This is a genomic window from Pseudoxanthomonas sp. YR558 (assembly GCF_900116385.1).
Classification (GTDB): domain Bacteria; phylum Pseudomonadota; class Gammaproteobacteria; order Xanthomonadales; family Xanthomonadaceae; genus Pseudoxanthomonas_A.
Map to the genome: position 1 here is coordinate 1,030,572 of NZ_FPCI01000002.1, position 11,354 is coordinate 1,041,925.

10 protein-coding genes are annotated in these 11,354 nt (G+C 68.0%); 4 read left to right on the forward strand and 6 right to left on the reverse strand.

What is annotated here, in order from left to right; translation table 11 throughout:
- Window positions 1-38 precede the first annotated feature (38 nt).
- From BM365_RS16400 to BM365_RS16410, 3 genes are all read left to right on the forward strand, one after another.
- Window positions 39-1,073 carry an acyltransferase family protein gene (locus BM365_RS16400; protein ID WP_158253498.1) on the forward strand — a complete coding sequence of 345 codons (1,035 nt, stop codon included), beginning with the start codon at window positions 39-41 and terminating at the stop codon, window positions 1,071-1,073.
- A gap of 88 nt (window positions 1,074-1,161) precedes the next feature.
- Entirely contained in the window at window positions 1,162-2,673 is a 1,512-nt protein-coding gene (locus tag BM365_RS16405) for an oligosaccharide flippase family protein (RefSeq protein WP_093490533.1), read from the forward strand.
- Complete coding sequence (locus BM365_RS16410; protein WP_093490534.1) at window positions 2,670-3,299, forward strand: GNAT family N-acetyltransferase; 630 nt, start codon at window positions 2,670-2,672, stop codon at window positions 3,297-3,299. The genes BM365_RS16405 and BM365_RS16410 overlap by 4 nt, the downstream gene beginning before the upstream one ends.
- Before the next feature lie 10 nt (window positions 3,300-3,309).
- On the opposite strand, the gene BM365_RS16415 is transcribed toward BM365_RS16410, so the two are convergent.
- From BM365_RS16415 to BM365_RS18045, 6 genes are read right to left on the reverse strand one after another with little or no spacing between them, the layout of a single operon-like run.
- On the reverse strand, window positions 3,310-4,404 hold the full coding sequence (locus BM365_RS16415; protein WP_158253499.1) for a GNAT family N-acetyltransferase: 1,095 nt from the start codon (window positions 4,402-4,404) through the stop codon (window positions 3,310-3,312).
- Window positions 4,401-5,543 (reverse strand): GNAT family N-acetyltransferase, encoded by a 1,143-nt coding sequence (locus BM365_RS16420; RefSeq protein ID WP_093490536.1) that lies wholly within the window; start codon window positions 5,541-5,543, stop codon window positions 4,401-4,403. The genes BM365_RS16415 and BM365_RS16420 overlap by 4 nt, the downstream gene beginning before the upstream one ends.
- Window positions 5,527-7,587 carry an NAD-dependent epimerase/dehydratase family protein gene (locus BM365_RS16425; protein ID WP_158253500.1) on the reverse strand — a complete coding sequence of 687 codons (2,061 nt, stop codon included), beginning with the start codon at window positions 7,585-7,587 and terminating at the stop codon, window positions 5,527-5,529. Before BM365_RS16425 ends, BM365_RS16420 begins: the two co-directional genes overlap by 17 nt.
- Window positions 7,588-7,615: 28 nt before the next feature.
- On the reverse strand, window positions 7,616-8,791 hold the full coding sequence (locus tag BM365_RS16430) for a glycosyltransferase (RefSeq protein ID WP_093490538.1): 1,176 nt from the start codon (window positions 8,789-8,791) through the stop codon (window positions 7,616-7,618).
- Complete coding sequence (locus BM365_RS18040; RefSeq protein ID WP_158253501.1) at window positions 8,784-9,395, reverse strand: class I SAM-dependent methyltransferase; 612 nt, start codon at window positions 9,393-9,395, stop codon at window positions 8,784-8,786. The genes BM365_RS16430 and BM365_RS18040 overlap by 8 nt, the downstream gene beginning before the upstream one ends.
- Before the next feature lie 26 nt (window positions 9,396-9,421).
- Window positions 9,422-10,093, reverse strand: a complete 672-nt coding sequence (locus tag BM365_RS18045) for a J domain-containing protein (protein WP_158253502.1) — start codon at window positions 10,091-10,093, stop codon at window positions 9,422-9,424.
- Between the two features lie 193 nt (window positions 10,094-10,286).
- On the opposite strand from BM365_RS18045, the gene BM365_RS16440 reads away from it, so the two are divergent.
- Entirely contained in the window at window positions 10,287-11,348 is a 1,062-nt protein-coding gene (locus BM365_RS16440; RefSeq protein WP_233210835.1) for a polysaccharide deacetylase family protein, read from the forward strand.
- Window positions 11,349-11,354: the final 6 nt, after the last annotated feature.

Below are 11,354 nucleotides of genomic sequence, written 5' to 3' on the forward strand. Positions count from 1 at the left end.
GTTGTAAAAGCCGAGTCATGCCGATGCAGGGGGATAGGGTGGGTCACGAAACGTCTTCGCCCTCGCGGATGGTGGAACTGGATGCCCTGCGCGGTATCGCCGCGGTCGCCGTGCTGGGTTACCACTTCACAACGCGTTACGAGGAGCAGATCGGCCATGCCAAGGGCATGCCGGTGGATCTGCTGGCGGGGAAGTACGGCGTCTACCTGTTCTTCCTGATCAGCGGTTTCGTGATCTTCATGACGCTGGAGCGTACCCGTACGGCAGCCGATTTCGTGGTGTCTCGGTTCTCCCGCCTGTTCCCGGCCTACTGGGTGGCGGTACTGCTGACCGCTTGCGTGGTCTACAGCGTGGGCTTGCCGCTGCAGCAGCTGCCCGCCGGGCAGGCGATGCTCAACTTCACCATGGTGCAGGAGATCCTGGGCGCGGAGCACCTGGATGGCTCCTACTGGACGCTGCAGATCGAGTTGTTCTTCTACGTGCAGATGCTGTTCTGGTACCTGATGGGGCAGCTGAAGCGGATCCACTGGATCATTGGCGGCTGGCTGGTGCTGGCGACCATCGAGGGCCTGTGCGAGAAGCACCACTGGCATTTTTCGTATTGGGTGCGGGAGTTGATGATCCTGCGCTTCATCCCGTTCTTCGCGATCGGCATCCTGTTCTACCGTCTGCACCGCTACCCGGCGGAGTGGCGGCTGAACCTGACGATGTTGCTGTGCGCGCTGCTTGCCATCGCGATCGGGGAGCGCCCGATCTTCCTGCCGGTGGCGCTGGTGTGTTGCGCGATCTTCGCGCTGTTCATCCGCGGGAAGCTGGCGTTCCTGGATACGCGGCTCTTCGCATCTCTCGGTGCGATCTCGTACACGCTGTACCTCGTCCACCAGGCCATCGGCTTCGTGGTGATCCACCATCTGGAGCATGTGGGCGTGCCGGCCTGGCTGGCCTGCCTGGGCGCGGCCGCGCTCTCGCTGGCGCTGGCCACGCTCCTGCACCGGCTGGTCGAACGTCCGGCCATGGAATGGATCCGTGGCAACTGGAAGGCGGCACGCATGCACACGCTGGTGAATCGATGAGGCATGCTCACCCTGCGGCAGCCGTCGCACTCTCCATTCCGGCCGTCCAGGACAACCGCTTGCACCCACGCCCCCGAGCACGCCACGCATGAGCGACGCAGGAACCGCGGCGCCGGGCCTGTTCGCCAAGATCGCTTCCTCGGCCGCCTACGGCATCGTCGGCGGCCTGCTGGGCCGCGCAGTCGGGCTGGTGGGCACGCTGCTGGTCGCACGCCACCTGACGCCCGACATCGTCGCCGAGGTCACGGTGGCGACGGTCGTCGCACTGACCGGCAACTGGGTGGCCGCTTGGGGCTGCGGCCAGTACGTGGTGGTGAAGGGCGACCAGGGCCGCGAAGCGATCTTTGCCGCCAGCGTGGTCTACCTGACCGCCGGACTGGTGATGATCGCGGGCCTGTGGTTCGCAGCGCCGGCGCTCGCGTCGTGGTTGCAGGCGCCGCGCGTGGCGGAGTACCTGCCGGGCGCGCTGCTCGGCATCGGCATTCGCCGGATCGGTGCGATCCCCGACAAGTTGCTCGCCCGCGAGATGCGCTTCGGCCGCATCGCCGCCGGTACCGCGCTGGGCGACATCGTCTACGCCATCGTCGCGGTGACCCTGGTCAGCACCACGGCGCTGGGCGGGCACTCGATGATCCTCGCCTTCATCGCGCAATCGACGGTGATCGCAGGCATCACGCTGTCGGCGACGGGACTGAGCAGCTGGTTGGCGCCCGTGAGAATCCCGCTGAAGCGCCTGCGCGACCTGCTGCGCTTCGGTGCGCCGATCACCGGCGAAATCGTGCTGAGCGAAGGCGCGCGCTACTGGGACAAGCCGCTGATGCTACGCCTGGTCGGCGCGCATGATGCCGGCAGTTACGGGTTGGCATTCAACCTGGCGCAGCTGCCTGCGGTCTATGTCGGTGGCCACATCGGCACGGTGATGATGCCGGCGATGGTGCGGGCCGACCCTGCTGCGCGCCCGGCATTGATGGTGCGCGCGTTGACCTTCACGGCGCTGGTGCTGTTCCCCATGTCGGCTGGCCTGGCGGTGTGCGCGACGACGCTGGTGGAGGCGCTGCTGCCGCCCACGTGGGCGCAGGTGGCGCCGCTGCTGAGCGTGCTGGCGATCGCGTCGCTGCCGGGCCCGGGTAGCTTCATCCTGTCGGCGTTCCTGGCGGCGCATGGACGCAACCATCGTTTGATGTGGATCGAAGTCGCGACGATGGCGAGCCTCGTCGCGGCGCTGTGGTCGTTGTCGAAGGGAGGCGTGCTGTGGGCTTCCGCGGCGATCGGCGTAGCGGCGCTGGTGCAATGGGTATTGACGGTGCAGGCCTGCCGGATCGATGGGTTGCGCCTGCGCGGGCTCAGCCCCGCGTTGCTGCGCATCGCGTTGGCGAGCGTGGCAATGGCGCTCGCGGTGCTGGCATGGCGCTGGGCAATGGGGCCCGCGATCGGCGCGCCGTTGCGACTGGCCACCGAAGTATTGGTCGGCGTGGTTGTGTATGGTGTAGGCCTGTGGGGGTTCGCGCGCGGCCTGGTCGGGGACGCGCTGGCAGGTATCGGGATATCCCGTTCGAGGATCCCGGGAATACGGACGCGGCAAGGGGAAGGCACGTCATGATCGAGTTCAACGCCATCGCGCTGTTGCGCCGTCGCGCGGCGACCAGCTGCCAGTTGGCGCTTGCGGAAAACCAGCGTTTCCTGGAGATGCGCGAAGCCGACAAGGCGCGCTTGGTCCAGGCTTATCGCGCCAACGGCATGTCGGGAAAACCGGAACGCCTGCAGCGGCGCTACGACCATGGCATGCGCTGCTTCGCTATCGAGGAAGACGAACAGCTCGTCGCATGGTTCTGGGCGCTGCACGGCGTGCCGCGCTACATGGACGAATTCGCCTGGCAGGTTCCGCTGAACGAAACCCAGGTGTGGCTGCGCGACGCCTTCGTCGTGCCCGAGCGGCGCGGCCGCCGCCTGTTGCTGGCGATGATGGGCGCGGGCATGACGGTGGAGTCCACGCCGATGGAGTACTTCTCCGATGTGAGCGTGTCCAACCGGCCATCGTTGCGTGCGCATGCGGCCATGGGCTTCAGTCGCTTCGCCACCGTGCGCAGCCTGCGCCTGGGGCGTGGACGGTTCTGGCGCAGCCTGCCGCCCGAAGGCCTGCCGACACCGGCGCAGCTCCGGCCGGAGCAGGCGCACCTGAGCATGTCGGCCGAAGAGATTGCCTGGCACCACGCGCAGATCGCCTGATCCGCGTGCCTCAGTCGTCGTGTCCCAGCCGATAGGCGAGGGGTCGCAACGGTCTTACGCCGGCCATTGCGATGCGGTGCGGGCGGCCCACGTGCAGGATGCCCGATACCATCGGCTGTCGGTCCGGCAACAATTCGGCCATGTAGGACGTTTCGTGCGCCTGGCTGTCGAACAGCGTGAGTTCCGGCCATTGCTGGTCCAGTGCCTGCAGCAGGTGCCACTCGTTGAGCTTGCCCGGGCTGCTCGTCGCAAACGCAGGGTCCCACCCGGTCTTGAAGCCGCTCAGTCCGCCGCCCAGGTGGAGGTTGCTGCTGCTCGCCACCACCTGGTCGCCGCACAGCGTTTCCACGAACACCATGCCGCCACTGCTGGCTAGTCGCGGCACCAGTTCAAGAAAGAACGTGCGCTCGCCCTCCGAGGCCAACATCGAGCTTCCTCGCTCGCCCTTCCAGCCGGCATCTTCCAGCGTCAGGTGCCGCATCGCCGCCGCCGTGTCCGCCTCCGTCCCCTGCAGGACGCGCAGGCTGACGTCGCCGCGCTCCTGCAAGCGACGCAGTCGCCGGCGAAGATCTTTGACGGTGGCGGCACGGACGCGCGCCGCCGCCGGCACGTCGTCGGGGTGGCGCCGCAGCACGGGCCGCTGCGAGAGCGCGGTCTGCGACCAGGCGAGGTCCGCCTGGTCGCGCAATGCGGCCCACAGTTCGCCGTCGCCGGCGACGTTGTGCCAGACGATCGCGCGATCGCGCAGGGTGCCCTCGCGCATGCGTGCGGCGATGGCGCCCGCGACTTCGATGGCCTCGCCAGGCAGGTGCAGCACTCCGGACTGGAAGGCGTGCTGGTGCCGGTAGGCGCGCCAGTGCGGCACCGGCACGAACAGGTTCGGCGCACGGCGCTGCAGACAGGTGAGACCGAGCAAGGCATCGTCGCGCTCCACCGTCAGGACAAACGGCGGCGCATCGGGAGTGAGCCACCGCGCGGCGGAGAGCACGAAGCCCGGGTGCAGGAACGGCACCGACGCGGCGGAAGACTTCGCCAGTTTTTCCCACGCGCGCAGATCGTCGTTGGACAGGTCATCCAGCGGGCGTAAGCGCGTGCGCAGACTCACGGCACGATCTCGTCGCCGCGCCGACGACGGTAGAGGTCGACGATGCGCGCACGCCAGCCCACCCGGTCCACCGACAGCCATCCCATGCGGCCCTCGGCCATCGACAGCGCCCGCTTGTAGTCGACGTGGCCCGCCATCAGCTCGTAACGGTCGAAGCCGTTGCCGAGGAATTCGTTGATGGCGCTGGCGAGCAGCAGCAGGCCCGGACTGCCGGCCTGGCCCACCTGCCGGTAGTCGATGCCGGCCTGGTAGAAGCAACTCGTGCCGCGCCAGACCAGATGATAGAGATAGCCCACGGTCGCGTCGCCGGCCTCCAGCCGCATCAGATGCACGCCCGCGTCCGAGGTGGAGGCGGCGATCAGCGCGCGGTGGAACGCGATGACGCGCGGATCGCCGAACGCACCCTGCTCGCCGGTGTCTTCATCCCAATGCGCTTGGTGCAGTCGCGCGAGCTCCTCGAAGAAGGCCAGCCGATCCTGCAGCGTCACCGCCGTGCTGCAGGCGAGCGGGCCGAACTGGTCCGTCAACTTGCGCGCCGTGCGGCGCAGGCGCGCACGCGTACTGCTGCCGGGCACCGTGCTCACGTAGTCCTGATGGGTCAGCCGCAGGGTGGCCAGGTCCACGTAAGGCGTAGGTCGCGCCATCATCTGCAGGCGCAGCTGCGGCGAACGAAGGCGTTCAAGCGGAATGCCATCCATGTCCAGGCCCGGCAGGTACAGGGTCAGCCAGTGGCGTTCGCGGTGCTCGAAGTGCGCCACGCAGGCGGCGAGCACGTCATGCTCGCAGCCATCGAGCGAGAGCACGCCGTTGAATTCGACGGTGATACTGTCGGCGACACGTTCGCCCACCTGGTGCAGGCGGACATGCTTGAGGCCGAGCGCGAACCACCGGCGTTGCTCGACCACGATGCCCATGCCGACGCATTCGCCGTCCAACCACACGGACATCAGACGCGCACGCGGCAAGGGGCACAGCGTGCGCAGCCAGGTACCTATCCAGATCCAACTCAGGAAGAAACTGCAGCGGCTGCGAACTTCAAGCGCCCGCCAGCGGGCTTCGAGCGCCTCCATGTCCGGCAGCCGCTCGACCCGCACGTCGTAACGTGCGGTCGGCGCGCCGTCATTAACCGAACGTCGCATCCAGCCCCTTCTCCACGCCGGTTCGCGGCGTCCAGCCCAAGTCCGTACGTGCGGCGGTGGTGTCGAAGTTGGCAAGCGGGCGCAGCGAGCGCACGCGGTAGCGCGTCAGCGGGACGTCGCGGCGCAGGACCTTGCCCAGTTGCTCCACGCCGAAGCCGAGCAACATGAACGTCCAGCGCGGAACGCGCACCACCTTCACTTCGCTGCCGAGCTTACGACGGCAACGCGCCAGGTAATCCTGCTGGGTCACCGGCGAGGTATCCACCACGTTGAACACGCGCTGCGTCGGCAGCGGTGCTTCTGCCGCACAGACCAGCGCATCCACCACGTCGTCCACGTAGACCAGCGGCAGCGCCATCGCGCCATCGCCCACGGCGACCCAGCGGCCGGCGAGACCGATCACGCCGTTCGGCGTGACCTTCTCCGCGCCGGGACCGAAGATCTGGCCGGGCCGCACGATCACGGCGGGTAAGCCGTGCTGCGCGATGGCATCGAGCACGCTGCGTTCGGCCGACAGCTTGGTCTGGGTATACGCACCGCGCCATTCCGGATGCGGTTCCAGCGGCGAGGATTCAGTCATCACGGCCGCCGGATCGCGGCCGGCGTGATCGAATACGCTCATCGAGCTGACGTAGACCAAGCGTGCGGTCGATTCGGCCACGCACGCCTCGATCATGTTGCGCGTGCCCCAGACGGTGCCGGCCTCGAAATCGCGCGGCCCACCCCGCATCGCGGCGCCCACGTGGTAAACCAGCGGCACGCCGCGCACCGCATGGCGGACGATGCGCGGATCGCCCAGGTCGCCCACGACCGTCTGGACACCGGCATCGGCGGTATAAGCCGCCACCGGCCTGCGCACCAGCACGCGCACGATCTTGCCCTGTTCGCGCAGGCGCGCCACCACGCGCTTGCCGAGGAAACCTGCAGCACCGGTCACCAGGGCGTCGGCGGGCGGCAGGTCGACGTAGCGCGATTCGAGCAGCGCGATGCGTTCGGCATCGGGCGCGGCGCAGGCCGGCTCCAGCAGGCGCGCGATGCGCAGTGCGTCGTCACCGGTGAAAGGCGGTGTGGCGTTGTCGCGGGCGGCGCGCGCGAATTCCACGGCGCCGCGGCGGATGCCCGGGGACGGCTTGAGCATGCCGGTCGCGAAACGCACCACGTTCCACGGTACCCGGAAGACATCCTTGACCGCGCTGAAGAACGCGTTGGCGACGATGCCGATGAACTTCGGTCCCGGCAGTACGCGGTGGATGCGGCAGGTCTGCAGGAAGCGGTCGACTTCGATCGTGCCGCGGGTGCCGCGCACGAAGACGCGGTTCTCCATCGGGCGCGCATTCCACGACAACAGCAGCCGGCCCACGCCATCGCGCGCTTGGACATGCGCCTGCCATTCGTCGAAGTGCAGGTTCGGATCGGTGCCACGCGCTTGGTAATCCACGCGCAGGTCCTGCACCGGGCCGAGGAAGGCTTCGATGGTGTAGAGGCCGTGCACGCCGAGGTCGCGGAACGGGTAGGAGCCCTGCGTGACCGAACCCGGCAACGGGCCGCCCGCGTAAGGCGGGTACTCCGAATTGCGCACGATCTCCACCGAGACGACGTCGCCGATGCGTCCGTCGCGCACCGCCTGCACGGCCTGCATCAGCACCGGATCGAACAGGTCGGAGTGATTGACGCCCAACTGAACTTTGCGCGTGCGCGCGGCGGCGATCATGGCCTCGCAGTCGGCGACGGTGTCGGCCATGGGCTTCTCGACGAGCACATGGCAGCCCATCTCCATCGCCTGCAGCGCGATGGCGGCGTGGAAGGCCGGTGGCGTAAGGACGTACACGGCCTGCGGCTGAAGGTCGGCAAGGTCGTCAAGGCGCGCAGCCACGCGCTTCACCCCGAAACGATCGGCGAGCGCCTTCGCGGCCGGCAGTTGCGGATCGCAGATGCCGACCACGTCGACGAAATCCAGTTGCTTGAGCGCAGCCAGGTGATGGGTGGCAACGTAGCCAGCGCCGACGAGGGCGACGCGGAGGCGGGTGGAAGCGGGTTGGGTCATGGGGAAAGGGTCATCATGGAATAGAGTGTCATCGGCCATCGAGCGCGCGCGCGACCGTCGCCAGCACGTCGTCGACGCGGCGGTCCCAAGTCTGTGCAGCGACGGCGGCCACGCGGGCCTCGGCGGCGGCGGCGCTGTCGTCGGCCAAGGCCTGATCGAGCGCACCGAGGAAGCTCTCGCGGTCTTCGGCGATGCGGACCCACTGCGCGAACTTCGCGATCTCGGGGTTGTATGTGCTCACCACCGGTTTGCCGGTGGCCAGGTATTCACGCAACTTCAGCGGATTGGCGTTGGCGACCTGGCGATTCATCCGGTACGGGATGATCGCGGCATCGAAGGCTTTCGCCCAGGTCGGCAGCGTGGCATAGGGTTGCGGGCCGGCGAGGCGCACGTTAGGCAGCGCGCGTAGCGCGGACACGTCGGCGGCGGCGTGGCCCACCAGCAGGAAGCTCCACTGCGGCCGCGCCTGCGCCAGCCAGGCGATCAGTTCGATGTCGATCCACTCGTGCAACGAACCGATGTAGCCGATCACCGGACCGTTCAGCCCGCGTGCGCCCTCGGCGATAGGGGTTTCCGGCGCGCGCGCCGTCAGGAACAGGTCCAGGTCCACGCCGTGCGGCGCATAGGTGGTGGTTGGGTTGATCGCCTGCTTGATGGGCAGCAAGGCGGGCGGCGCGACGAACAACTGGTCGGCTTCACGGCTCAACGCATCGTCGCGGCGACCGATCAGGTCGGCATCCACGCCAGGATGCGCGGCATAGTCGTCGATGCAGTAGTACACGCAGAAATCCTCGCCCAGCCGGTGGGCCAGGAACCCCGGGTGTGGTACCACGAACCACGAGAGATAGCGGTCGATGCCGGTCTTGCGTATCGCACGGCGAACGGCCCAACGGCTGAACACGCGATTGAAGGCATCGACGCCGGGAATGCGGCGGAACGGCAGCTGCGGGACCGTGCAGTGCCACAAGCCCTCGCGCACCTGCACAGGCGGCTTGAGCGCGGCCGTCAGCTTGCGCCATGCGCGCTTGAGGTCGCGTCCGGAGGTGGTGGGTGCGCGCATGCCGGGCGAATCCACGTAGAGCACGGGCATCCGTTGCGCCAGGCAGGTCGCGACGTGATGGCTGCTGGTGCGGTTCTCCGCGTTCCAGTCATTGCCGAAATACACCACGCCACGCCCCTGTAGGGCGGCCGAGGGGTCACTCATCGCGCCACCAGGCGATCAGCCAAGCGGTGCCGCCATGGTGGATCCAGGTTTTCTGCAGGCCGGGAATGGCCTCCACGTGCGGCCCCACGCGGCCACAGGCCGGCGCGAAGAACGTCACCAGACCGCAACGGCCCAGGTGGCGCATGCGGGCGATCGTCGCGGCGGGGTCGCTGAGGTAATAGAGCACTTCGCACGCGGTGACCAGGTCGAAGCGATGGCGTTCTTCGCCCCACGGTTGCTGGAACAGGTCGGCGGCGGCGAAGTGGGCCTGGGGTAGCCGCACGCGGGCGCGCTCGATCGCGGCGGGGCTGACGTCGAGCCCGTACTGTTCGTCGCTGAGCTTGGCCAGGTACTGCGTCTGGTGGCCTTCACCGCAGCCGATCTCCAGCACGGAGCCGACACGGCCGAACGCCTGCTCGATCACCCGGTTGGTCGCCTCGAAGCGCGCACGCTCCATCGGCGACTCCATGTTCCAGGGGTCCGGCATGCGGTACGCCAGTTCCAGGCGCGCATGGTTGTCGTTGCCGCCCACGCCGCGCAGGGCGTACTTCATCCACAGACGGCGCTGGGCCTTCCTCAGCAGTTTGGCGGTATCGCTCCACATGTCCCTGTCTCCTTCGCCGTCGTCGTTCAACCGCACGTGGCCGCGCCGTGCGGACCTTCGCTCGCCTGGTGCGCGGAGTCGCGGCCTACCTCGAGCGGCTGCGCAGGCGCGCTGTACCAGCCGGTGACTTTGCCGCACTCGAAATCGACCCAGGATGGCCCGTACTGCCAGCGCGCGGCGTGTTCGGTGGTCGGCTCGCCCAGGATCCGTCGCGCCTGGTCGAGGTCCATGCCCAGTTCGAGCTGCTTCGGCGAACGTGGCTGCCATGCGGCGGACGCGCTGTCGCCGGGGGCCCCTGGATCCAGGGTCGGAATCGAGGTGCGGTTCGCACCCAGCCAGTAGAGCAGGGCAGCCAGCAAGGCGCCGAGCAACAGATAACGGCGGCGCGAACGCGGCGGTTCGAAGCCGTCGTCTTCTACTGGCATCGCGGGTGCGATCCGCTCCAGGCGCGGCGCCTGCGGACGCTGCGGCGCGATCGGAGCGCCCGGCAGGCGACCGTGCACGCGGTGGAATTCCATCGCCGATTCGTACAGGCGATTCAGCCGTTGCAGGCGCGGCAGGTCGGAAGCCTGGCCCTGCGTGTCGGGGTGGAGCAAGGCCACACGCCGACGATAGGCCTGCTTGAAGGCGGCCATGCCGCATTCGGCATTCAGCCCCAGCTCTTCGTACATGCTGACGAAGTCGGTATCGTCCGACATCAGTGCCGCGCCCCTGTATCGCTGCCCACGCCGTAGCGGCGCATGATTTCTGCTTTCCCCATTCATACGTGATACGGGGGCCGATCCGGCCAGCCCGTGGACTGGCCGCTGAGAGGTGCTTTCTGCGTATTCAGGGGCACAGGCAAGGTTGCCGAAACTGCGGAAGATGATGACCAGGGGATCATCGATAAGCGTGGCCGCGCGCGTCGGGCGCCGGCAGTTGCTGGCCCGATGGTGCCATCGGCTGGGCGCGCTGCCGTTCCTGCAGCGGGTGCGGCCGAAGGCGCACGGCGAGCTGCGCGTGCTCGCCTACCACCGGGTGCTGGAGTCGCAGGACCCGCAGGGCTTCAGCTTCGATCCGGAGCTCATCAGCGCGTCGGCGGAGGATTTCCGCCAGCAGATGCAGCACCTGAAGACCCATTTCGTGCCCATGCGTTTCGATCAGGTCGTGGATCTGATCGAGCAGGGCAAGCCGCTGCCCGAAGGCGCAGCGCTGGTGACCTTTGACGACGGCTACGACGACAACTACCGCATCGCCTTCCCCATCCTGCGCGAGCTGGGCATGTCGGCGATGTTCTTCGTGTCTACCGGCCACATCGATTCGGGCCGGCCTTACGCCTACGACTGGCTGGTGCACATGCTGTGCTCGGCGCCGGCCGGCACGCGCGTGCACGTGCCCGAGCTGGACGTGGACTGGACGGTCGAAGCGGACCTGCCCGACCGCCGCCGCCAGGCAGCCGACCTGCTGTACCGCGTGAAGCTGCTGGACGACGACGGCCAGGCGGCGCTCGTCGCGCGCCTGGAATCGGACTGGGGCATCCCGCGTGCGGCCGGGCACCCGGACTGCAAGCCTATGACCTGGGACCAGCTGCGCGAAATGCAGCGCGGCGGTATGGAGATCGGCTCGCATGGCGTGGACCACCGCATGCTGGCCAAGCTGCCGCTGGACCGGATGGTGGCCGAGGTGCAGGGCTCCAAGGACGCGCTGGAGCGCGAGCTGGGCGTACCCGTGCAGGTCATCTCCTACCCGGTGGGTGGCCCGGATGCGTTCAACCACGACACCGTCGAAGCCGTGCGTTCGGCCGGGTTCCGCCTGGCCTGCAGCTACGTGGCCGGCATCGGTCGGCTCGGGCCGCGCACCCAGTTCTCGCTTCCCCGGCTGCCGGTGGAGCGCCACATGGACATGCCATGGTTCAAGGCCATGATGGCGATGCCGGAATTGTTCACCTACGCCTCGCGATTGCGCACAGGCTGAGGCACG

What these genes read in the sequence shown, in the direction of transcription:
- BM365_RS18040 (WP_158253501.1), bottom strand. Translation starts at nt 9,395, where the DNA reads ATGTGGAGCGATACCGCCAAACTGCTGAGGAAGGCCCAGCGCCGTCTG.
- BM365_RS16405 (WP_093490533.1), top strand. Translation starts at nt 1,162, where the DNA reads ATGAGCGACGCAGGAACCGCGGCGCCGGGCCTGTTCGCCAAGATCGCT.
- BM365_RS16420 (WP_093490536.1), bottom strand. Translation starts at nt 5,543, where the DNA reads ATGCGACGTTCGGTTAATGACGGCGCGCCGACCGCACGTTACGACGTG.
- BM365_RS18045 (WP_158253502.1), bottom strand. Translation starts at nt 10,093, where the DNA reads ATGTCGGACGATACCGACTTCGTCAGCATGTACGAAGAGCTGGGGCTG.
- BM365_RS16430 (WP_093490538.1), bottom strand. Translation starts at nt 8,791, where the DNA reads ATGAGTGACCCCTCGGCCGCCCTACAGGGGCGTGGCGTGGTGTATTTC.
- BM365_RS16425 (WP_158253500.1), bottom strand. Translation starts at nt 7,587, where the DNA reads ATGACCCAACCCGCTTCCACCCGCCTCCGCGTCGCCCTCGTCGGCGCT.
- BM365_RS16410 (WP_093490534.1), top strand. Translation starts at nt 2,670, where the DNA reads ATGATCGAGTTCAACGCCATCGCGCTGTTGCGCCGTCGCGCGGCGACC.